Source organism: Enterococcus sp. AZ048 (assembly GCF_051715125.1).
Lineage (GTDB): Bacteria > Bacillota > Bacilli > Lactobacillales > Enterococcaceae > Enterococcus_A > Enterococcus_A gilvus.
On the sequence record NZ_JBIOTD010000003.1, the window covers coordinates 57,237 to 79,531 of the forward strand.

The window sequence follows — 22,295 nt, forward strand, 5'->3', positions numbered from 1 at the left end:
TCTCCTTTTAGTTTTCTAAATAGTTTATTGGTTTATCAACTTCAATTTTGGTCCCACCAAATTCTTTTTCTATATATTGCTGAATAGATTGATCATGATAGATCTTTATTAATTTTTTAAAGTTATTATCATCTTTTTTTCCTTCAGCAGTAGTTAAGATGTTGATATTATTTTTCGTATTTTGATTTACTTCTTCATGAAATAATGAATCTTTTAGAACATTTAAGTCACCATCTAGAGCTACAGTATTTGAAATCAAGACTGCATCTACAGATTTTAAAACTCTAGGTCCAGTAGTATCGTCAATTTGTTTGAAAATGAGGTTTTTAGGATTCTTTTCGATTTTTTCTACTCCACTTAAAGCACCAAACCCATCACCTAATTTAATCAGTCCTGCAGTTTGCAAGAGTAATAATCCGCGTGCTGTATTTGCAGGATTATTTGCAATGGCTATCGTTGCTCCATTAGGAAGATCTGACAATGATTTGTATTTTTCAGAATAAATCCCTAATGGTTCTAAATAAGTCGTTCCTAGCAAGGTCAATTGTTGTTTACTATTTTGCGAATTATAAGCCTTATAATACGCATATGATTGAAATGCGTTGACATCGACACTGCCATCCGCTGTCGCCTTATTTAATTGAACACCATCTGTAATTTCTTTAACTTGAATATTTAAGTTAGCATTTTTCGCCTGCTCACTTTTAGCAATGTATTTCCAAATTTGATAATCCGAACCCTGTGATCCAATAATGATAGTTTTGGAGTTATCCTTTTTCGAGTTGCTCATTGCATGTATTCCAAACCCCGCAGCAACAATAACTACTAATACTCCCAAAAGAACTAATACTTTTTTCATATTCTATCTCCTTCTCTAGTTTTAAAACTTAGTAAAGTAATTTGCCATCTGGTCCCCTATAAATTGAATGGAAAATACCATAGCTAACAAAATAACCATACAAACAAAAGTGACATCATTTTGAAACCGTGCGTAACCTATACTAATAGCTACATTTCCCAATCCACCTGCCCCCACTGCACCGGCCATGGTAGTCAATCCAATCAAGCTAATAATTGTCAAAGTAGTTACTCGAATGATGTCTGCCAAACCCTCTCTTAAAAAAACTCGATAAACAATTTCTATATTGTTCAAGCCCATAGACTGTGCAGCTTCAATTACTCCAGGTCCAACTTCTTGCAAAGTAATTTGAATTTGACGAGAATAAAATGGAAATATACCTACTACCAAAGGAACTAGTGCTGCTGTCGTTCCTACAGTTGTTCCGACAAGGAAACTCGTAAGAGGAGATATAATCGCAAGCAAAATAATAAAAGGGATACTTCGCAAAAGATTAACTATCTTATCAAGTATATTATAAAAAATGCGATCTTCAGCAATCCCCCCAGGTTGTGTCAGAGTTAAAACCAGACCAACAGCAAGGCCTATTAAACCAGCAACCAGTGCTGAGATAGTTGTCATATATATTGTTTCCAAAGTAGCATGTAAAATGTCATTTTGCATCGTTATTGCATGAGGAAATAGGTGTTTCATATGTCCACCCTCTTTACAACTTCTTCTACTTCGACACTCTGATCCCTTAAAAAATCTATTCCTGCGTTAACTTCTGAGCCATGTAAGTCTAATATCATGACACCTACGGTCAAGTTATCAATCTGATCAACATTAGCAAAGAGAATATTGGCACTTATATTAAATTTTTGAGCCATTTCAGTAACTACCGCTTGATTAGTCGTCTCACCTACAAACTTTAGGAAATAAAGCTTTTGTCGATCATTATTTTTCTGAATACGACTTAATGCTTCTTGGATATTAATTGAAGTATCAATAAATTCTCTGGTTAACTGCTTTTTGGGTCTCCTAAATACTTCAGTAACATTTCCTTGTTCAATAATTTTCCCTTGTTCCATGACAGCTACCCTGTTACAGATTGTTTGAATTACTTGGATTTCATGGGTTATAAGAACAATTGTCACTCCTAATTGCCTATTCAAGCGTTGAAGTAATTTTAAGATAGATAATGTTGTTTTTGGATCTAATGCGCTAGTTGCTTCATCACTAACTAAAATATCAGGATTGTTCGCTAGTGCCCTAGCAATCGCTACTCTTTGCTTTTGACCGCCAGAAAGCTGTGTAGGAAATGCATCCGCCATTTCAGTCAACCCTACTAATTGCAATAAATCCATTCCCTTCGCTCGCCGCTCAGATTTACTCAATTTTTCACCAAGTAAAGGAAATTCTACGTTATTTAAAACTGTACGAGAATTCATTAAATTGAAATGTTGAAAAATCATACCAATCTTTTTTCGCATTGCTTGAAACTGGCGTTGTTCTAAATCTTCAAGAACATCACCATCCACGATAACTTTACCTGAGGTTGGTAACTGTAAATGATTGATCAATCGTATCAAAGTGCTTTTCCCAGCGCCTGAATAACCAATTATCCCAAAGATCTCTCCGCGCTTAATTTCCAAAGAAACATGGTCCACAGCAGTGATCAAATCATTTTTCCTTTTGAAGGTGACTACTGTGTCTTGCAGTTTGATTATTGTTTGTCTTGCGTCCTCCATCGATACCCCTACTTTTCTGGCCATATTTCTTCTGCTATATTTTTAATCAGATCGATTTTTTTCCATTGTTGTTCTTCAGTTAAAATATTTCCTTCTTCTGTAGAAGCAAATCCGCACTGAGGACTCAAGTATAAACGATTTAATGGTATATATTTTGTGGCTTCATTAATCCGTTTAATGACTTGTTGGCGGTCCTCTAATTTTCCATCTTTAGAGGTAATTAAGCCTAAAACAATTTTCTTTTCGCCACTAACTTCTGCTAACGGTTCAAATCCACCCGAACGTTCAGTATCGTATTCTAAGTAATAAGCATTTACATTTTCTGAGGTGAATAAAGGATCAGCGACATCTGCATAACTACCGGAAGATGCCCAAGTTGAATGATAATTTCCACGGCATACATGGGTATTTAATATTAAATCTTCCGGTTGATCCGCTAAAACCTCGTTATTAATCCTTAAATATAAATGAGCTAATTCTTTACGAACATCTCTTTCATCCTTATTTTGTTCGTCCATAAACCCCTTTGGTAGAGGCCCAACTAAAACACCCCAAGTACAATCATCTAACTGTATCGTACGAGCTCCTGCATCGTAGAAATCGCTAATGACTTGACGATAAGCTTTAATGATATCTTTAATCAAGCTCTCGTTTGTAGGATAGATCTTTCGAACTTTATCAATAACATCTGGTCTTAATAATTCCACTAAAATTTGCGCCGGTGCGGGAATTGTTTGTTTTACTTCTACTCCTTTACTAGTATGGGCTCGCGTAAATTTGAAGTGATCTATAAAGGGGTGGTTCTCACCAGATATTTTCTCAGTAACTATCACTGTTCCCGGGCGTGTTTCTTCTCCGTGAAAAAAATAGCCATGTTCTGGAACAAAAAATTCTATACCTTGAAAACCCCAAAAGAAATCTAAATGCCACCAGCTACGACGAAACTCTCCATCAGTAACAGCTTTTAGTCCTGCGTCCTCTTGCTTCTTTATCAAATTAATAATAGATTCATCTTCAATAGCGTCCAATTCCTCTTTTAATATTTCTCCATCTTCAAATTCTTTTCTAGCCGTTTTTAATTTTTCTGGGCGTAAAAAACTTCCCACGATATCATAGTGAAATGGCGATGTTGTTTGTTTAGTCATTATAAAGTTCCTCCAATTTTTAGTTTTTGTGAACTGAGCAAGTAACTTTTTTTATACTTTTTCTAAAGCCTGTGACAAATCAGAAATCAAGTCTTCTGCATGTTCAAGCCCTACGGATAGTCGGATACTTTCGGGTTTAATTCCTGCAGCAAGCAATTCTGTTTCATTTAATTGAGAATGAGTTGTAGATGCAGGGTGAATAATTAATGATTTTGCATCTCCGACGTTTGCAACTAGAGAAAATATTTCTGTTGCACCACAGAGTAATCTTCCTGCTTCTATACCATCTTTTAAACCAAAAGAAAATACTGAGCTAGTACCCTTAGGAAAATATTTTTTTGCACGATCATTATAAGAATTTCCTTTCAATGTTGGGTAGCTAACCCATGAAACTTTTGGATGACCTTCTAAAAATTCAGCTATTTTTTGCGCATTTTCTACATGACGTTCCATTCTCAATGAAAGTGTCTCTATTCCTAGTAATAATAACCATGAATTAAATGGAGACGGTGCTGCGCCAGTATCTCGAAGTAATACAGTTCTTGCTCGTGTAATATAAGCAGCATTTCCAACAGCTTCTATCCATGAGAGATTATGGTAACTAGGATCAGGATCAACAATTTTTGGGAATTTACCATTCGCCCAATTAAATTTTCCAGAATCAATAATTACTCCACCTAACGAGACACCGTGTCCTCCTATATATTTAGTAGTAGAATAGACAACGATATCGGCTCCATAATTTATTGGCTTAAATAAATAAGGGGTAGCAAATGTGTTGTCCACAATTAGTGGGATACCTGCTTTGTGGGCGATTCGGCTTATTTGTTCAATATCAACAATTGTGATATCTGGATTGCCCAGGGACTCGATAAAAATTGCTTTTGTATTTTCCTTGATCGCTTCTTTGATTGATTCTAATGATTCTGCATCAACGAATGTTGTTCTAATTCCAAATTCTGGCAAGGTGTGGGCTAACAAATTATAGGTTCCTCCATAAATTGTAGAAGCTGAAACAATATGGTCCCCTGAACTTGCAATGTTTTGAATTGCATATGTGATAGCAGCTGAACCAGATGATGTTGCTAAAGCGCCTATACCACCTTCCAACAATGCAAGACGCTCCTCTAAAATAGCTGTAGTAGGATTAGTAATCCTTGTATAAATATTCCCTGTATCATTCAAATTAAATCTATCTGCTGCCTGATCAGCGTTCTCAAATAAGTATGACGTTGTTTGATAGAGAGGTACTGCTCGACTATCTAATGTAATATCTGTAATCTGCCCCCCATGTAGTTGGATTGTTTCAAAATGTTTTTTTACCATTAATATTCTCCTCCTTTTAAATTTGAAATAATAGTGAAAATTAAACTAGCTTTTTAAACAAAAAAAGTCCTTTAATGCTTACGCATTAAAGGACGACTGAACGTGTTACCACCTCTACATTTACAGGGATTTCACAAAACCTGCCTTACCAAGTACTTAGTTAATACTGCATACTCTGACACTATAACGGGTGTTCCCGAATTCGCTTTGCAATTAAGCTCAGCAAACTATCTCAGAGGCCATTTTCTGAATTAACTTCTATAACTTCTTTCACCAAACGAAGTCTCTCTGTTTAAAGATGTCAATTCATACTTTTCTCTTCTACGATTTTCACTATAATTTAATAAAAATCTTAACACCTTGTTATTATTGTTGTCAACACTTTTTTCAAATTTACTTTATAAATTAGTCCTTATTCTTTTCTTTAATAGTTAGCACAATCAAATAATATGAAGGTAAAGGTTCAATTTATTAAGAAATCTTTTAAGAAAAAATAAGTCTAACGAAATAATTTTCACTGACATATTTATCTCCAAATTAATTGAATGAAAAGCTTTAACGATTTAAAACCTCTCGTAAAAATAATCCTATTTATTTAATCGGACCTTAATTGTCATTTTTTATACCTTCTGGCCACTTTTCCAATTTATATGCCATTTCCCAAAAATTGAACTCCATTTTTGCACTTATTACAAATGCTGAAATCATCATTTCTTGATCTACTTTTTTACTTTCAGCATACAATCTATTTAGCAGTGCACGTTCTTTTTCTAATGCTTCACTCGCTTCCTCACTTCCATAGGTTTCAATCCATTTTTGGTAGATAGATACTGGAGATTTCACGTTTTCATTTTTCAAATTGCGACCGATATCGAAATAAAGCCAAGAACAAGGCAACAAACTTGCAGCTGCAATTGCAGCGTTATGGGCAACCAATTGACGATACATGTGCGATACGTAGTGATATGCTGTTGGTGAAATCTGAGTGAGGTTTATTTCTTCTTCTGTGATATCCAGATCTTTAAAAAAGTTAGCTCTAATAGCAAGTTCTCCCTTTGCTAAATCTGCTGCATTATTCATCATCTGTGTCCGCAATTCAGACACACTTGTTTTTTCAGCTACTTTCCTATACAGCTCTGAGAAGTGAATCAAATAGTATGAATCTTGTATCAAGTAATAACGAAAATTCTCAATAGGCAAAGAGCCTTCTTGCAATTGGACAATAAAAGGATGCTTGAAACTTCCCTCCCAATAAGGAGTTGTTTGTTCACGTACTATTTCGGTAAATGATTTTTCCATTAAGTAAATCTCTCCAGTCTAATTAAAATATCTCCTAATATTATTAGGACTGCACACACTATTACAGATCCTCTAGATATTTTCCAAGTTATATAATGAACCCGTGGATTGGTTTCAGAGAATCCTCTTGAATACATAGCTTCTGTGTAATGGTCACGCCAGTTAAGAGCAAGAAAAATAACCTTCACATAGTAAAAAGATGACCATGGATACAATCGCTTTCCCCGTAATAAACTTGCGTCATACATATTTTTTATTTCTTTACGTATATCAGGAACTGCATGTATAACAACCATCAATCCGTAGATGAAAATAGAAGGTATTTTATATTGTTCAAAAACAAGTAAGCAATCTTGAAAATCTATAGTAGTCATAAATCCTATCCCTAAAGCAGCAAAGGCATAAGTTCTTGTAAATAACATCCACGCATCAGTAATGCCACTTCCTTGAATGTATACAGACCAAAAAGTTGTTATTGCTGGAATAAACGGAAGACTAATCAAAAACAATACTGTTCCAATCATTTTTTTATAAACCAAATAAAAAACAACTACAACTACTAAATATAAATTTAACCATACCGAATGTGTAAAAGAAACTTCAATAGTAAAAAAGAATACCCAGACAAATATTGCTGGAATAGAAGTAGTTCTCTCTTCCATATTAGATCATACCTCCTTTAGCGATTTATTTGACAAGTGTAAATGATAGTCGCTAATCTCATCTAATGGATCAAGTCGGTGTGAAACTATTAGAAAATCTGTTTGCGTTCTCTTCTCCTCAATCCATCGAACAAAGTAATCGCAAGTTTTTTTATCTAGTCCAGAAAAAGGCTCATCTAATATTAAAAAATTATGATCTAAACTTAACAAACTAATGAGTTGAACCATCTTTTTTTGACCTTCACTTAAATGAAATAAACTACGATCTAATAAATGTGTGATGTTTAATTCTTCTAGAGCTTGCAATTGTCGCTTACTTATTTCATTACTTATTTTTTTAGGAAAATTCAACTCACTGCTAACTTCAAGGGTGACAAATTGCTGTTCAGCACTTTGAACAGCCAAGGTCAGCAATTTGTATAATCGTTTCTTCCCAAAAATTCTTGAAACTCGTTTTTCCTGAAAGAACATTTTCCCACTATACGGATATAATTGAACCATTGCTTTCAACAAGGTGGATTTGCCTGCACCATTATCACCTGTTAAAGTGGATACCCCGTTGTAAAAAGTAAAATCTTGTTTCTTTATCAACTCTTCACCACCTTGCCCTATTGCTACATTATCCAAGGTGAAAATCGCAGAATCGATTTCCTTATAACTTTTTAACTTAGGTACATCTGTTATTTCCGGTAAACTTTCCACTTGAGATTCCGTTAAACTTCCATTTTTCATGATAAAAAGCCTATCTATCAGCTGTCTATAGTGTGTCATATCATGGTCAACAACTACAATTAACTTCCCCTTATCTCTTAATTTAGATAACATATTTATTAAGAAAATTCTTGATTCGGGATCAATACTCGCAAATGGTTCATCTAACAAAAAAACAGGTGCATCTACTGCAATCAATATTGCCAACGCTGCGCGTTGCTTTTCTCCTCCAGATAAGGTTGTCAGTTCCTGATACATTAAATGTGAAATTCCCATTTCATCAACAGCTTCTTGTATCCTACTCTTGGCATTATAATAAGAAACTCCACAATTTTCTAAAACAAATACAAATTCTCGTTCTAATGTTCGCATAGTAAATTGTTGACTTGGGTTCTGAAACATAAGCCCAATTTTTTGTGCCTTTTCTGAAATAGAGTATTTATGAATACCTAGTCCATCAACTAAGATATTTCCTTCAAATGTCACACCGTTGAAACCAGCTACAGTATGAATAAGCGTACTTTTACCACTTCCACTGTCTCCGGTAAGCAAAATAAACTCTCCTAAGTCCCATTCGCAGGAAATTTTATTCAAATGAAAGCCCCCGAATTTTTTTACTATCAAATCTTGAATTTTAATACCTCTACTCATTAGGAAGCACTTTGTTTCTGTAACTTATTAAATATGAAAACTATTTGCTTTGTTAAAAAAACTCCAAAAAAGGCTACGGAAATAAAACGAACTACAAATAAAGACAATATCATAACTACGCCATAAGTACCGTATCCAAATTTAAAGAATTCATATGCAAAACTAAATATCGTTGTTCCAATTGCTCCATAGATTAGTGTTATCGTATCATAACGCTTATACTTAGTAATGAAGAAACCTGCTTCTGTGCCTAGACCTTGAATGAATCCAGAAATCAACACACCTGCGCCAAAGTATGATCCGTATAACATTTCTGCTAAAGCTGCAAACACTTCACCCAACAGTGCACTTCCAACCTTAGGAATAAGCATCCCCGCCACAGGTGCCGCAATCGTCCACATGCCAAATAATATTTCGTTAGCAAATGCTGTTAATCCAAATGGTGTAAGAATAGAAACCAATAATGCATACAAAACGCCTGTCCCCATAAATACTGCACCAAATAAGAAAGCTAAGAATGCCAAAAAAATTACATCAGGTAGTGCCCATTTAAACTTTTCCATAAAAAAACCCCTTTTCCTTTATTATTAAAAATAGAGGCATAAGGGGTTAGCAAACTTAAACTTGCTACTCATTTTAAACAACTCAAAAAAACTATCAAGATAAATTTCATCCGATGATTTTTTTAGTTCAACAAAAAGCATTATACATTTTCCTTCGACAGTACTAACTGTTTCAGGTTCAATGGGTATAATCTCAGCTTTACGCACCCCAAATGTCATTATATTAATTTAAGTAAATATTACCATATCACTATTGAAAAGAAAACAAGTACCATTGAAAGATTTGAAGTGCGCCCCTTAAGTTAGACCAAAAAATCTAACTTAGGGGGTTTTTTAGTGTCTAAATATGATTACGGATTTAAAAAAGTCGTTGTTGAAGCTTACCAGAATGGTGAAGGTGGTTTTCAAACGTTGGCTCGTAGCTTTGGTATTCCGGCTGCTTCGACAGTAAAAAAATGGGTGAAAACCGTTGAAAAGCTCGGTTTCAGTGCTCTAAATCGAAGAAAGGGCAAACAATCTTATTCTTCTCAATTCAAGCAAGATGTCTTACACTATTATTTGACTAGCGGTGACTCTTACCTTGATGTTGCGTTGAATTATGGATTGCCATCTGGAGACCTACTCCTGCACTGGCATCAAGCATTTCTGCGCGAAGTCATGAGAGGTCTTTCACCGAAACCGAAAAGAAGACCTTCTATGCCAAAGAAAAAAAGAAATAGCTATCAAAGAAACCCTTGATGCGTGAGCAGGAACTGGAACGAGAGAATGAACTGCTTCGTGCTGAACTGGTTTTCATAAAAAAGCTCCGGACTTTAGGGATGACTATCCCGGATCGACTCAAGAACGAGACGCACGAATCATCCACGAACTCCGAAAAGAGTTCCGATTAGCGATTATTCTTGAGGAGACGAAATTTCCTAAAGCAACGTATATGTCTTGGCAACAGCGGTTCGATCGTGAAAATCCAGATGCAGAATTAGAAAAAATAATGGTAATTATGGCTATCGTCGAATTCAAATTGCCTTGAATGCGCGTGGACTAAAAGTGAACCAAAAGAAAATCCGCCGATTGATGCGTAAGCTTGGATTGAAGGGCGCAAAGTTCACACGAAAATCTCGTAGATATTATTCTTACAAAGGAACCGTTGGTTGAGTAGCAAAAAATCGTATTCGCCGACGTTTTTATACATCGGTTCCGCATCAAAAATTACCACAGATACTTCTGAATTCAAGTATTACGAACGGGACAATACAGGAAAGATAAGAATTAAAAAACTGTACCTCAAACTATTTCTTGATATGTTTAATGGGGAAATTTTGTCCTATCGAATTTCAGAAAACCCAACTATAAAGCCTATTCTCGCTGCTCAAAAAGAAGCCATTGACTGCACCGCAGATTGTCCATACCATCGGACATTCCATTCAGACCAAGGGTGGGCTTACCAGATGAAGCACTATAGAAAACCATTATTGAATAAGAACATATTCCAAAGCATGTCGCGAAAGGACAGCTGTCTTGACAACTCGTTGATAAAGAATTTCTTCGGTTTATTAAATCAGGAATTATACCATGGTGTCGAATATACTAGTCTTGAAAGTTTAAAACGAGCAATTGAGGAGTAGATTGATTACTACAACCATCGCCGAATTAAGACACGGCTTGGTTGTAGTCCAGTACAGTATCGAGAACGAATGACAGCATAAAAAATACCGACCAGATTTTCTAGTCGATATATGGTCTAACTATTGGGTCTAACTTCATTTTACAAAACTATACAATGCTTGCTCTATTACTTGTTAAACTTCTTACTTCCTAATTTCATATGAAATTGTGGATCTTTTGGTGTGGATGGATCAACTCCGCGCAAATTTGGAATTTTTGCACACATCAGTTGTAATGGAATAATGAAGTTAAAAGTCAACATTTCATTATTATCAGCGGTAGGTAAAACTAGGTTCGCATTATCCGATTCATAATTAGTAATTAAATAAATTGTTTCACTCCATCCCGATAGGACTTCTTTCATTTTATGCGACCGAGATTCGTCTCCGACATCTAAAATGAACACAGTCGATTCATCATTGATTGCATTGTAAATTCCGTGAATAAATTCTTCGAATTCATAACCTGTAACTGGACAACGCATGGTTTCTAATAGTTTTAATGCACTCTCTAGGATGTCTCCATATAATGAAGCTGGGCCAGTGATACGAATATCTTTAATCTCTTTTAATGATTCTTTGTGTTCCTCAATCCACGCTTCAGAAGCATCGAAGACCGAACGGAAATGTTTTGCTGCTTCCCTTGCTTCAGCAATTTCACTATTGAACCTTTCTTCTGAGACTGTCCTCTTCTCTAAACCAATAGACAATGCCAACAACAATAAGTTCAACTTCGTACAATAGAATCCTTTAGTTTTGGCCCCTGCTAATTCTTCACCACAGTCAACGGTTAAAATATAATCCGCTACCTCATCAATATAGGCTTCTTCTACTCCTGCCATTGAGGCCGTTATGCAGCCATGATCTTTTGCTAGCTTCATTGCATTATAAGTGGAGTAACTACTTCCTCCTTGGGAAATTCCAACGACTAAAGTTTGCTCATTATCTGTTAAAAAAGTCGTTTCTGTAATCTCAAATGGATACATTGCCCGGACATCCATTTTTAGTAAGGATTGCATTTTTTGACTCATTTGTAATCCTGAGTGATAGCTTGTTCCTGATCCAGTAATGATAATTCGTTTTACAGAAGCTTTCTTTACCTCTGTAAACAATTCCGCAGATTTCTCAATAATTAATTCCATTTTCTCCGGTGTTTCCAACATGTAACTTTCAATTGTAGCCATTTGTCAATTCTCCTTTTTTTATAAAATTCCAATAGCGTGCATTAAAATCCCAAATATGATAATTCCAATAGTCAACCAAGTAATACTAACCTTCTTGATCAAACGATAGATCACAAAGGTAAATATCAGCGGAAGCATGTTAGGTAAAATCTGATCCAGAATATCCTGAACAACTATTTCAGCCCCACTGATTTTTAATTCCAATGGTGTGGATATTGATAACATAGTGGCTACCATACCACCCACTACTGATAACCCAATAATGGTTGCTACAGACATGATCTTGTCCATCAAGCCTTCTTTTTGGATTCGTTCCAGTGAGCTTACTCCAACCTGATAACCTAATTTCAGGCCAAAAATTCGAACAAGAAAATTCGGGATATTGTAAATCAACAGGAATAAAATAGGTCCAAACATACTGCCGTCTTTGGCGATTGAAACTCCGATACCGGCAGCGATAATTCGTAAAGTTCCCCAGAAAATCGAATCTCCAATTCCAGCTAACGGTCCCATCAGTGACGCTTTAACGGCATTGATCGATTGTTCATCAAAGTCAACGTTGTTAGCATTTTCTTCTTCCATCGCCGCAGTTATTCCCATGATAGTCGGAACTACTGCCGGTGTAGTATTGAAAATTTCCAGATGCCGAATTAATGCCGCTGATTGGTCTTTTTTCTCGCCATATAATCGTCGAATTACCGGAATCATTGAATAGCAATAACCAATATTTTGCATTCGCTCATAGTTAAACGCTCCCTGTAAGGCAAATGAACGCCAGAATACGCTTCGAAGCTCTTTGTTAGTTACCTTAGTCAAAGTCAATCTCTCCCTCCGTTAAATTATCTTGAGCCAAGTCAGTTGCTTCCTTTTTGGGTTCGATATAGAAATGTAAGATAAAAGCTAGACATACAGCAAACAGAGCGATCGCTGTGATATTCAAGCCACCATATGCTGCCGCCAAGAAACCGACGAAGAAGAATGGTGCCATTTTTTTCGAAAAGAGCATGTCCATCAATAAAGCGAATCCAATTGCCGGTAACAGTGACCCTGCAACACCCATCCCATCTAAAATTACTTTAGGAATCGAATTAATAAGAGTAGAAACTTGATCTGCTCCCAAAAGAATGGCTAAAAATGTAGGTAAAAATGTACTCAAGAAAAACAGACAAACCGGAATCCACATTGAAATGGCCAGTCCTCTATAATTTGCTTCCTTAGCATACGTATCAGCTTTATGAGCAAAATAAGTATTAGCAATCCTCACTACAACACCCAAAGTTTGAGCCAATACAGCTATCGGTACTGCTAAAGCCAAAGCTACTTCAACACCACTACCAGAAATAATTGCGAATGCTGTTCCTAAAATGCCTCCCGTTACAACATCAGGCGGTGTTGCTGCACCGATACCTGCAATACCCATCCAGATCAATTCTAGTTGAGCCCCGATAATAATCCCTTGTGTAACATCGCCTAAAACGACGCCAACAAAGAGGCCCGTTACTAGTGGTCGATCAAACATCATTTGTCCAAAAATACGGCCATCCAAAATTCCGATTCCTGCTATCAACCCTAGCATTAATGCTTGTGCTACCATTCTATTTTCTCCTTTCTTACAAATCAAAATCCTCCAACGTCTTTCGTTTATCTCTTGGCAACATCCGAAATTCGACTTCCACTCCAGATGCATGAATCGCTTTCAAGTTTTCAATATCTTCCCCATCAACGGCCACTAGATCCGTCAACTTACGTTTGCCCTCGGAAAAACGTAACCCGCCAATATTAATTTCTTTAATGACGTTACCAGCATTTTCGATCAGCTTGCGTGCATCAGCTGTATTTTTTACCAGAACTAAGACATTGCTTTTTTTGGAATGGCTAAATTTCTCGACAATTTCACCTGATTCCTCAACGCTTCGGATATATAAGTTTGCATTGCTTGGCTTTGCCAAATTTAGTGCCATGGCTTTCATTTGATCATTCTTGGCTTCATCGTTTACGACCAAAATGGTGTTGACCCCTAATGATGAAGTCCATCCAAAAGCTACCTGTCCGTGAATCAGACGATCGTCAATCCTCAATAATGATACTGTCATCTTGTACGCCCCCTTTACTTTCAATACATGCATTTACATGTAAGATTCCTCTTTTAGCTTCTTCTAAACTATTGTTTATTCGTTCCTCTATTGAACCTTCTGACAAGAATAAGTTCAATAACATGGGTAGGTTCACTCCCGTAACCAATTGAAAATCATATCCCTCTAATAAAAATTCTGTAAAAAGATTTGCGACACTTCCTCCAAACACATCTGCTAAAACAATTAACGGTTCTTCCTTTACACTTGCTAAGTACCGTTTTACTTCCTTGGAAGCCTCTTCAGAAGATTTTGACTTTGTCATGCAGAAATAATCAATCGCTATATCTTCTCCAATAATTAGTTGAACACTATCAATGACTCCTTTTGAAAACTCACCATGTGTCGCAATTAAATATTTCAACTAAATCCCTCCTTCGCTTTTATATAAAGCAAAAAGCGTGCCAACTAGTGGCACGCTACGGATTATAAAGAATATTGTAGATATATCCGATCTCTGTGAGAGGAACTGTCACACTATAAGTCTGCTCTAGCACACTAAACACTTCCTGGATCACTCTAATCTCCTTTTGATGATCATATGAAAATTTTTCCAAATCAGGAAAGTCCATAATTTCAGAATGTCGGATCAAACGTTCCACCATACAACTGACGTGGACATACATCGCAACTTTGCGAGCATTAGATAATTCTAAAAATAAGCGAGTTTCCAACTGTTGAATACAGCATTCAACAAGTTCCATAATTTTCTTGGTATCCAGTATCGTCAAAGAATCAATCACCCGAATTAACGAAAAGTTTTTTACCAGTCGATTATTGATTTCTATAATGTCATCTTCAGCCAAGGTTCGTTGAAAAATTTCCGCGATTTTGCTGGAGCCATCACCGGAAATGATGGTTTCTAGAAGAACAAAATTCGCCTTTGGCACTTCTGGATCATCTGTTCCGATAATTGCCAAAAGGTCATACTTGGCTGTTAACGCGGGGCTAATGCCATTCTTCTTCAACTCACTGAATTCTGTTGGGATTATTTCAATATCCACCATACCATCTAAACAATCGTACAATAACTTTTGGATCTGCACAGCTGTTCCAAGCCCAGTAAAACAGGTAGTGATAATTGCTTTTCGTTTACTACGTTCCGGTTGAAAGAGCTGAATGTTCGGTACGGTAACTTCTTTCATTTGTTCAGCGATCTCTGCTAAATCCTTACCTTGCTGAATTAGATTACCAATTTCTAAAGCCATTAAAGTTCCTAATTGATCAATAAATAAAATTGGAATTTCAATATCCTGCTTCAACTGCTCATAAATCATATTCAAAGAGCCCATATCAATTAAAATTACTAACCCACGATTGACCTGGTTTTCTTCTATATAAAGACGAACCTTTTCACTAATATCGTCCAATGTAGCCTCGATCGGCATGTCAATGGATGCAAACGTTGAATTACCCAACATTCGATTACACACATTGGCAATGCTACTAGCAGTGGCATAACCATGCGCTAAAATGATGGCATCCAAATCTGCTTCTTGTTCAGTCTGTTCTAGTGTTGATAAGAAAAGAATAAACAAGCTACGATCTACATCATTAAAGGTTAAGTCTAATCGTTTTTCTACTTCTGGTAAAAGTGTAGTTATCGCGCCTTTTGCTAATCGATAGTTCTCATTGATCAACTGTTTTAAACTTTCTGGAAAAAATAACTGATCTGTTTCGCCTTTCAAGACATAACGATAAATGTAATGAGAAAAGAACAAAACAAAATTGCCATCGTATCGGAATTTTGTTTGATAATCTAGTTCCCTAAAAATCTCTTGCATTGTCGTAAAAATAAATTTTTCCAATGACATATGGCTAGCATATTTATCCTGATACACTAACTCATCCATGAATTGAGTCACTTGCTGTAACCATTGCTTTTTCAATTCATGCAACGTTTCTTCACCATTCTCATAATGTTCGTGAAGAAGTATCATTCTAGAAATAAAACCAGTCAGCTCCTTTGCTCGGCTAGAAACCTGCTTTCTCTCATAGGAGCCTGAAAAGATAAGATTAGAACCCTCAAAGGTCGACCATTGTTCCTTTTGTATATTATGAGCATAGATTTTTTGTGGCAAATCACGCAACTGAATTTTCACTTGAGTCTGTTCATTACGGGCAATGGCGCTGCCGCAAGCATATTTGATTGTATTCTCAATTTCTCCAATATTCCCCTCGTAATATGTCTGCAGTAAAATATTTAACACTCGCGGTGTTACCTCAATCGGTTGATTCAGTTTGCGGCTTTCTTTACCAAATAAATACTCAATCATTTGTCGTTTTTCCATGATTCCGCGTTCATCCATATTGGGAACGTAAATATGAATTGGAATTCTTCTTAAAAACGTTTGTAGAAATTCTTGAGGTTTTTCCGTCGTTGCAAAAGCCAAACGCACCTTAGCTTTACGCGACTTTGTCTCACCAATTCTTACAAAATTTCCTTTATCCATAAACGTAAAAAGCTTTTCCTGGCCTTCAGCATTTAACCGGTGTACTTCATCCAAAAAAAGTAATCCTTGATCGGCTTCCTCCAACAATCCAGCCCGGCTCTCATAAGCTCCAGTAAATGCACCTTTCGCGTATCCAAATAAAAGTCCTGACAATAGTTCTGGATTATTGTAATACTGCGCGCAGTTTAGCACCTTGAAAGGCGCATCAAAGGGTAACACGCCTGCTTTGATCATATACTCATGCATCACCTGAACAAAATAACTTTTTCCGACACCTGTATCTCCCATCAGCATAATCGGTAATCCATTTTCTGGATAAAAGACTGCTGTCCTTAGTTGTTCCAATGCCTCAGAGAGACTTTTATCCCAACCAATCATTTGTTCAAACACTCTTTCCGCCGGTAGCTTTTTTATCAATTCGACGATTTCCTGCACTCGTTCATATTCCTTATTCAATTCCAATTTAAAATGTTCTTCAAAGACCTTTTTGGCTAAAAATAAAACTGGTCGCGTATTCACTTTAACTAGCAACCCATTTTCAACAAGTCGATTAGCTGCTCGACTAGCTTGGGTCCTGCTTACCTTCAGTAGTTTCTCTATTTCAGGTGTGTCAAAGAAAAATCGCTCTAATTGGTCTAATTGCAGATTCTTACACTTCTCATTTGCTAATTCCAAAATTGCTTTTTCTAATGTAGACATCCCAACCACCTCTATACCATTCTAACGAAGTCTGGGATGAAATCAATTCTTCATAGGTCAAAATAGCAATAGACCTATAATCAATATCAAACCTAATTAATAGATCGTGTCCATCTATCAATGAGCAGTTAAGTATTTAAAAATATTCATGACGTTTACTCCAAAAGGATTACTAGGTATCCCGGCTTGATCGATAGTAAACTTAAAACAACAGCCTTTAACTAGATATGCTTTGCAACAGAACCTTATACCGCATCATTTATACAACTAGTGTGATTGAGGTATTTCAGCAGCAACTTCGCAAAACAATAAAGTCAAAAAATTTCTTCCCATCGGATGGGTCGCTGCTAAAAATGCTGTATCTCATTACGATAGTTGTTACAAAAAAATGAACCATGAAAGTACAAAATTGAGGTCAGACTTTGTCACAATTTGGTGTTTTTGTTTATACGCCATTCAAAATTAACATATTCTTAGAGCAGTAACCCTGATACAATAAATATCGGATATGCTCCCTTTGGCTATACCTAAAAGTGACAGTTATGAAAGGATGACAAAAAATCAAGTACACTACATACTTGATTAATCTTAACAGTGATTATTTTTCACTAGTATTCTCCATCCATGCGAAAATTGTTACTGAAGAAATATAGTTTATCTTTCGCTTTTCTATTTCATAGAGCTTCTTCCTGGCTTTGTCTTCATTCTGTGTTTCAATGACTTTTGATTGTCGCAATCTGAATTGAGTACTCTGTTTGGATTTTTTTCCACACTATAGGAAACCATGAATTCTGACAGGTTGCTTCTCTCCAGTTCTTCCGTTAGCATAGTAAACCTCAAGCTATTACTTAGATAGCCCAAAATATTATCTACCATTATATCATTTTAGGACTATACCTATTTCAAGGTTCTAAGAGAAAAAAATTTCCCCACATTATGTATCCGATTCTTTGAATATTTACTTTTTTTCAATCTTTACTCTATTATTTGACTAAAAACTATTAATGAACCGTATTCAGTTTTAATTCTTCGGGAAGTATCTATAAAGCCACATTTCTTGTATAAAGTTATTGCCACATTGTTTACTGAATTCACAGCTAATACGATTTCATTTATTGATTCAAAATGGCTTCTTATATAGCTAGGAAGTAATTGTAAAGCCTTTTTAGCAAAACCATTCCCTTGATACTTTGAATTTGTAGAAAAACTTCTTAATAAAATAGCGTGCTTATTATCAGAATAGGTTTCTATACCTTCTTTTTCTTGCAAGATAAAAAAAGTAGTCACAATTTCATTATTTGTCACTAACACAATAGGGTGTCTATTTTTTTTCTTAGATGAATCAACTATGGATTCTTTAGGAAGCGCTGAAAAGATTCTTTGATTTTTAAGTAAGTTATAGCTATCTATCTGTTTCATCAATCCTATTTGATCGTCATACTCAATTAATCTCACTTTGCTATTCCCCTCTTTTCTGTTTACGTTCTTAACCCTTTCCTTAAAATCATTGCTAAATGATTCTATAATTAGATTATCATATAGTGACTGAACGCTCTATTCATTTCTTAGCTTCTATATCATTTTGACACCTTGTTTTTCCTATACAATTGCCCCAAACGGTTCTGGAAAAAAGACTGGTGTTAGTATCAAATCTTAGACAACTTTTCGTGGAGACAGAAATAAATTAAACTTATCTACGAGAGGATGAATTTTATGAACCGATACGAAGAAAATTTCAAACAGATGATTGTTGATCTGAATCAAACTGGACGTTCTGTTCGAGGGCTAGCGAAAGAATATGGCTTATCTGAAGCAACGATTTACAAATGGAAGAATTTATATTTACCTAATCAGTCCACAGGACTGACTGGAAAAGAAGTGGCTGAATTGAGAAAAGAAAATGCTCGTTTAAAAGAGGAACTTGAAATCTTAAAAAAAGCCGCAGCCATATTCTCTCGAAAGACCTAAATTCGCTTGTTCAATTTATAGAAAAATGGTGTAAGGATTACACTGTTTCTTTGTTGTGTCGGTTATTAGAAATTCCCAGAAGTGTCTATTATTTCTATAAAAATAAACCTTTAACTGCTACGCAAATAAAAAATAATTTCTTGAAACGGAAAATTACTGATATCTTTTTTGAAAACAAACAGCGATATGGTGCGACAAAAATCTATCATGTATTGCTCAAAGAAAACATTTCAGTTTCACTTAGACACGTACAAAAACTAATGCGACAACTGAGTTTACGTTCTATTACTATTAGAAAATACAAACCACAAAGTAATAAACAAGCAGTGGTATCCAGAGTAAATATCTTAAACCAAGATTTTTCTACTAAAACGATTTGTGAAAAATGGGTGGCTGATATCACTTACATTCCTACCAAGAAAAATAGTTGGTGCTACTTGTCTTCAATCATGGATTTACATACTAAAAAAATTATTAGCTATACATTTTCAAAACGAATGACTGTAGATTGTGTGATCCAAACATTGAATAAAGCAAAAAAGCATTATCCCATTCCAGAAGGAATGATTCTACACACTGATTTAGGCAGCCAATATACAGCAATTGACGTGGAAAACTGGCTTAAATCCAACAAAATAAGACATTCCTATAGCCGAAAAGGAACGCCTTATGATAATGCGGGAATCGAATCTTTCCATGCCTCATTGAAAAAAGAAGAAGTATATACGACTACTTACTCAGATTTTGAAGAAGCAAATCGGTCGTTATTTAGCTACATTGAAGGATTCTATAATCGAAATCGAATCCATAGTTCGATTGGTTATCTAACTCCACAGGAGTTTGAAGATCTGTCAAGAGAGGAAATGGCATAGCCGTCTCTACTAAAATTTGTCCAAGATATTGACTCAAATCCACTTGTAATTTTTTGTTTTAGTATTTTTTAATTAAAAACTTCAAACTAATAAAAGAGAGCACGCTCAATTATTAGTTTGAAGTCAATGGTAAATAATATCTAGTTTGCTATATAAATCTTATTGATGCAACATTTCGCAATCAAGTAATCTTATATTTCTCCAAACAGTAGCAGTATACGGACCAAGTGTATGAGCAACAGTACTTTTTTTATTTAATGACTTTATTTTTTATAGACGAGATAGTATACCGTTAGGCCACTTTCCTTAAAAAATATATTCAATAACTTGATCAATTCTGGACATATCTTGTAGTGGCAAATTTTCGATTTTTTTTAGTTTTCTTACCTTGAAATCGAGTGATTTCAATTGGGAGATCAGCACTTGCCCCTTTGTATCTAATTCATCGGGTAGTGAATAGCGGGTAGGAAGTTTCTTCATCGTAGAAGCAATCGGACAAACAACCGCAAACATTGTTTTGCGGTTGAAATCGTATCTAGATACTACTAATCCAGGACGTCTTTTTTGAATTTCTTTTCCAGAAGAAGGATCAAAGTCAATCCATACAATATCTCCTTTTTTAGGAATATAATTATTTTCTTCTTTCATAAAATAATCTCTCTCCCTTCCGGAGATACATCTGACCATTCATCTTTCTCATAGTATTCTGCTTCTTCTCCGCCACTGAAAGGATCTTCAATTTTTGGAACTAAGGTGATCGTTCCATCATCAGAATATACTACAATATATTCTTGATTCTCTTCAGGTTTTTTACCGTTATCAGATGGCAGCGTTATTACAACGGAACTCCCTTGTAATCTAGATTTTGTAATTAACATAGTATCACCTCTCTCACCAAATTATACTAAGTAACATTATGTATCGCAATAGATAGAAACATGAATAGTTAGTGTACAGAAAATGGTCCCTTTCTGTACACTTTCTTTTTTTGTCTTTTATCAAATAAAAAGTAGTTAATTTATGTTCATAAACCCGTATCAAAATCTATGTTCAAATAATACCTCTTACATAAAGTTATGTTACAATAATTTTGAGAATGGAGTGATTTTTTTGAAAATAGGATACGCCCGGGTTTCTACAGGATTGCAAAATTTGGATTTACAGGAAGATAGTCTTAAAAAATTTGGTTGTGATAAAATTTTCACCGATCATATGAGTGGAGCAAAAAGTAATCGCCCAGGTTTAGAAACTGCAATTGATTTTGTTCGAGCTGGAGATATTTTAGTTGTTTGGCGATTAGATCGCTTGGGAAGAAATATGGAAGATTTAATTTCTATTGTAAATAGATTAAATGAACGAGGAGTCGGTTTTCATAGCCTGCAAGAAAATATAACAATGGACAAATCAAGTTCTACTGGCCAGTTGATGTTTCATTTGTTTGCTGCGTTCGCAGAATTCGAGCGGAATTTAATATTGGAACGTTCTGCGGCTGGTAGAGCTGCAGCAAGAGCTCGTGGTCGATTTGGGGGAAGACCAGAAAAATTGAATACTAACGATTTAGACCTAATGAAAATGTTAATTGATAATGGTACGCCAATTAAAACTGTTGCTGAAAAATGGAATGTCTCTAGAACAACAATTTACCGATATCTCGATAAAATGGAGGCCAGAGATAATGAAAAACAGAAAGGATCAGTTATCTAGTTATTCCCATAATAAAAGACAAGCAGCAATGAGGAAGTACAAAGTAATTCGACCAAATTTAGCTTATCAAAAATTCTTACTTGAAATATCTGAAGATGAAGGAATACCACTTCGGACATTGCTACGTTGGAAGAAACACTATCAAGACGATTGATTAATTGGATTAGTTCATAAAACAAGATTTGATAGAAGCAAAACTCGTTTAGCCCATGATGTAATCAGTGAAATTAAAAGCTTACTCATTGCCCATAGAAAAATGAGTGTTGCAACTATTCATAGATAGTTATGTGACTTTTGTTCCTCCAAGCTATAGTCTGGTATACAAATCGATTCAAACTCTCCCCTCTTCAACCGGTCTACTTGCTCATGAGGGTGAGAAGATTTATTCAGAAAAGTTTGCCCTTATTAAAATTAGAGATCCTTAACGACCAAATGAAGTGTAGCAAGCGGCCCATACCTTATTTGAAATTGAGATCATTGTTACTGAAGTAGTTTCGAAACTTCCATGGGTAACGATTATCATGACTGTAATTTCAGAAATACTGTACGCAAAATAATAGTATTCTCTTTGAGCTTTAATGCCGTTTTACGAAAGCAAGAGCAGTGTGAGATAACTCAGAAAAATTTTTTGGTGTTATGAAGGTATCACTCGGTATACAGTTGGAAACGGTTCAAA

At 35.5% G+C, this 22,295-nt stretch carries 21 protein-coding genes, 1 pseudogene, 1 riboswitch and 1 other annotated feature; of the genes and pseudogenes, 4 read left to right on the top strand and 18 right to left on the bottom strand.

The features are described 5' to 3' along the window. Positions 1-7 precede the first annotated feature (7 nt). The 9 genes from IGI66_RS18720 to IGI66_RS18760 form a co-directional block, all read right to left on the bottom strand. Positions 8-859, bottom strand: a complete 852-nt coding sequence (locus IGI66_RS18720) for a MetQ/NlpA family ABC transporter substrate-binding protein (RefSeq protein WP_086306089.1) — start codon at positions 857-859, stop codon at positions 8-10. 21 nt (positions 860-880) lie between these two features. Beyond that, complete coding sequence (locus IGI66_RS18725) at positions 881-1,552, bottom strand: methionine ABC transporter permease (protein ID WP_438849927.1); 672 nt, start codon at positions 1,550-1,552, stop codon at positions 881-883. After that, positions 1,549-2,589: a methionine ABC transporter ATP-binding protein gene (locus IGI66_RS18730; protein ID WP_438849928.1), complete on the bottom strand. Its 1,041-nt coding sequence runs from the start codon at positions 2,587-2,589 to the stop codon at positions 1,549-1,551. Before IGI66_RS18730 ends, IGI66_RS18725 begins: the two co-directional genes overlap by 4 nt. 8 nt (positions 2,590-2,597) lie before the next feature. After that, positions 2,598-3,734, bottom strand: a complete 1,137-nt coding sequence (locus IGI66_RS18735) for a 5-methyltetrahydropteroyltriglutamate--homocysteine S-methyltransferase (RefSeq protein ID WP_438849930.1) — start codon at positions 3,732-3,734, stop codon at positions 2,598-2,600. Positions 3,735-3,785: 51 nt separating this feature from the next. After that, complete coding sequence (locus IGI66_RS18740) at positions 3,786-5,060, bottom strand: O-acetylhomoserine aminocarboxypropyltransferase/cysteine synthase family protein (RefSeq protein WP_438849932.1); 1,275 nt, start codon at positions 5,058-5,060, stop codon at positions 3,786-3,788. 85 nt (positions 5,061-5,145) lie between these two features. Next, positions 5,146-5,393 (bottom strand) — a binding site (T-box leader). 273 nt (positions 5,394-5,666) lie between these two features. After that, positions 5,667-6,359 carry a thiaminase II gene (gene tenA / locus IGI66_RS18745; RefSeq protein ID WP_438849934.1) on the bottom strand — a complete coding sequence of 231 codons (693 nt, stop codon included), beginning with the start codon at positions 6,357-6,359 and terminating at the stop codon, positions 5,667-5,669. Next, on the bottom strand, positions 6,359-7,021 hold the full coding sequence (locus tag IGI66_RS18750; RefSeq protein WP_438849936.1) for an energy-coupling factor transporter transmembrane component T: 663 nt from the start codon (positions 7,019-7,021) through the stop codon (positions 6,359-6,361). The genes tenA and IGI66_RS18750 overlap by 1 nt, the downstream gene beginning before the upstream one ends. Before the next feature lie 6 nt (positions 7,022-7,027). Then, a complete protein-coding gene (locus tag IGI66_RS18755) occupies positions 7,028-8,383 on the bottom strand; it encodes an ATP-binding cassette domain-containing protein (RefSeq protein WP_438849938.1) in 1,356 nt (451 codons plus the stop codon). Next, a complete protein-coding gene (locus IGI66_RS18760; RefSeq protein ID WP_438849940.1) occupies positions 8,383-8,946 on the bottom strand; it encodes an ECF transporter S component in 564 nt (187 codons plus the stop codon). Before IGI66_RS18760 ends, IGI66_RS18755 begins: the two co-directional genes overlap by 1 nt. A gap of 132 nt (positions 8,947-9,078) precedes the next feature. Then, positions 9,079-9,167, bottom strand: a riboswitch (TPP riboswitch). A gap of 115 nt (positions 9,168-9,282) precedes the next feature. Here IGI66_RS18760 and IGI66_RS18765 point away from each other — a divergent pair. Beyond that, positions 9,283-10,649: pseudogene (locus tag IGI66_RS18765) on the top strand (IS3 family transposase). An 86-nt stretch (positions 10,650-10,735) separates the two neighbouring features. On the opposite strand, the gene IGI66_RS18770 reads toward IGI66_RS18765, so the two are convergent. The 6 genes from IGI66_RS18770 to IGI66_RS18795 are packed head-to-tail and all read right to left on the bottom strand — an operon-like array spanning position 10,736 to position 17,075. Beyond that, the gene (locus IGI66_RS18770; protein WP_438849942.1) at positions 10,736-11,791 is read right to left on the bottom strand and encodes an SIS domain-containing protein; all 1,056 of its coding nucleotides are present in this window, start codon (positions 11,789-11,791) and stop codon (positions 10,736-10,738) included. Between the two features lie 18 nt (positions 11,792-11,809). Then, entirely contained in the window at positions 11,810-12,613 is an 804-nt protein-coding gene (locus IGI66_RS18775) for a PTS system mannose/fructose/sorbose family transporter subunit IID (protein WP_438849944.1), read from the bottom strand. Then, a complete protein-coding gene (locus IGI66_RS18780; RefSeq protein ID WP_438849946.1) occupies positions 12,600-13,385 on the bottom strand; it encodes a PTS mannose/fructose/sorbose/N-acetylgalactosamine transporter subunit IIC in 786 nt (261 codons plus the stop codon). Before IGI66_RS18780 ends, IGI66_RS18775 begins: the two co-directional genes overlap by 14 nt. A 16-nt stretch (positions 13,386-13,401) precedes the next feature. After that, positions 13,402-13,884 carry a PTS sugar transporter subunit IIB gene (locus tag IGI66_RS18785; RefSeq protein ID WP_086306076.1) on the bottom strand — a complete coding sequence of 161 codons (483 nt, stop codon included), beginning with the start codon at positions 13,882-13,884 and terminating at the stop codon, positions 13,402-13,404. Then, positions 13,859-14,287: a PTS sugar transporter subunit IIA gene (locus IGI66_RS18790; protein ID WP_086306075.1), complete on the bottom strand. Its 429-nt coding sequence runs from the start codon at positions 14,285-14,287 to the stop codon at positions 13,859-13,861. Before IGI66_RS18790 ends, IGI66_RS18785 begins: the two co-directional genes overlap by 26 nt. Positions 14,288-14,342: 55 nt before the next feature. After that, positions 14,343-17,075 (bottom strand): sigma 54-interacting transcriptional regulator, encoded by a 2,733-nt coding sequence (locus IGI66_RS18795; protein WP_438849949.1) that lies wholly within the window; start codon positions 17,073-17,075, stop codon positions 14,343-14,345. 227 nt (positions 17,076-17,302) lie between these two features. Here IGI66_RS18795 and IGI66_RS18800 point away from each other — a divergent pair, with 227 nt between their 5' ends. Next, on the top strand, positions 17,303-17,467 hold the full coding sequence (locus IGI66_RS18800) for a transposase (RefSeq protein WP_438849950.1): 165 nt from the start codon (positions 17,303-17,305) through the stop codon (positions 17,465-17,467). Between the two features lie 583 nt (positions 17,468-18,050). Here the strand turns inward: IGI66_RS18800 and IGI66_RS18805 are convergent. Then, positions 18,051-18,530, bottom strand: a complete 480-nt coding sequence (locus IGI66_RS18805; protein WP_086306073.1) for a GNAT family N-acetyltransferase — start codon at positions 18,528-18,530, stop codon at positions 18,051-18,053. 258 nt (positions 18,531-18,788) lie between these two features. Between IGI66_RS18805 and IGI66_RS18810 the strand changes: the two genes are divergently transcribed. Continuing rightward, positions 18,789-19,915, top strand: a protein-coding gene (locus IGI66_RS18810) for an IS3 family transposase (RefSeq protein ID WP_316497776.1) whose coding sequence is annotated in 2 segments (ribosomal slippage) — positions 18,789-19,017 and positions 19,017-19,915 — 1,128 coding nt in all. Because the reading frame shifts where the segments join, the coding sequence is not laid out codon by codon here. Positions 19,916-20,221: 306 nt separating this feature from the next. On the opposite strand, the gene IGI66_RS18815 is transcribed toward IGI66_RS18810, so the two are convergent. Beyond that, entirely contained in the window at positions 20,222-20,563 is a 342-nt protein-coding gene (locus IGI66_RS18815) for a type II toxin-antitoxin system PemK/MazF family toxin (protein WP_438849953.1), read from the bottom strand. Further along, positions 20,560-20,793, bottom strand: coding sequence for a type II toxin-antitoxin system PemI/MazE family antitoxin (mazE, locus tag IGI66_RS18820; protein ID WP_438849955.1), 234 nt, complete (start codon positions 20,791-20,793; stop codon positions 20,560-20,562). The genes IGI66_RS18815 and mazE overlap by 4 nt, the downstream gene beginning before the upstream one ends. A 232-nt stretch (positions 20,794-21,025) precedes the next feature. On the opposite strand from mazE, the gene IGI66_RS18825 reads away from it, so the two are divergent. After that, positions 21,026-21,619, top strand: coding sequence for a recombinase family protein (locus IGI66_RS18825; RefSeq protein ID WP_162787403.1), 594 nt, complete (start codon positions 21,026-21,028; stop codon positions 21,617-21,619). Positions 21,620-22,295: the final 676 nt, after the last annotated feature.

Coding starts and splice junctions, on each gene's coding strand:
- IGI66_RS18795 (WP_438849949.1), bottom strand. CDS start 17,075: ATGTCTACATTAGAAAAAGCAATTTTGGAATTAGCAAATGAGAAGTGT.
- IGI66_RS18760 (WP_438849940.1), bottom strand. CDS start 8,946: ATGGAAAAGTTTAAATGGGCACTACCTGATGTAATTTTTTTGGCATTC.
- IGI66_RS18785 (WP_086306076.1), bottom strand. CDS start 13,884: ATGACAGTATCATTATTGAGGATTGACGATCGTCTGATTCACGGACAG.
- IGI66_RS18740 (WP_438849932.1), bottom strand. CDS start 5,060: ATGGTAAAAAAACATTTTGAAACAATCCAACTACATGGGGGGCAGATT.
- IGI66_RS18725 (WP_438849927.1), bottom strand. CDS start 1,552: ATGAAACACCTATTTCCTCATGCAATAACGATGCAAAATGACATTTTA.
- mazE (WP_438849955.1), bottom strand. CDS start 20,793: ATGTTAATTACAAAATCTAGATTACAAGGGAGTTCCGTTGTAATAACG.
- IGI66_RS18735 (WP_438849930.1), bottom strand. CDS start 3,734: ATGACTAAACAAACAACATCGCCATTTCACTATGATATCGTGGGAAGT.
- IGI66_RS18770 (WP_438849942.1), bottom strand. CDS start 11,791: ATGGCTACAATTGAAAGTTACATGTTGGAAACACCGGAGAAAATGGAA.
- IGI66_RS18750 (WP_438849936.1), bottom strand. CDS start 7,021: ATGGAAGAGAGAACTACTTCTATTCCAGCAATATTTGTCTGGGTATTC.
- IGI66_RS18720 (WP_086306089.1), bottom strand. CDS start 859: ATGAAAAAAGTATTAGTTCTTTTGGGAGTATTAGTAGTTATTGTTGCT.
- IGI66_RS18800 (WP_438849950.1), top strand. CDS start 17,303: ATGCTTTGCAACAGAACCTTATACCGCATCATTTATACAACTAGTGTG.
- IGI66_RS18815 (WP_438849953.1), bottom strand. CDS start 20,563: ATGAAAGAAGAAAATAATTATATTCCTAAAAAAGGAGATATTGTATGG.
- IGI66_RS18730 (WP_438849928.1), bottom strand. CDS start 2,589: ATGGAGGACGCAAGACAAACAATAATCAAACTGCAAGACACAGTAGTC.
- IGI66_RS18755 (WP_438849938.1), bottom strand. CDS start 8,383: ATGAGTAGAGGTATTAAAATTCAAGATTTGATAGTAAAAAAATTCGGG.
- tenA (WP_438849934.1), bottom strand. CDS start 6,359: ATGGAAAAATCATTTACCGAAATAGTACGTGAACAAACAACTCCTTAT.
- IGI66_RS18780 (WP_438849946.1), bottom strand. CDS start 13,385: ATGGTAGCACAAGCATTAATGCTAGGGTTGATAGCAGGAATCGGAATT.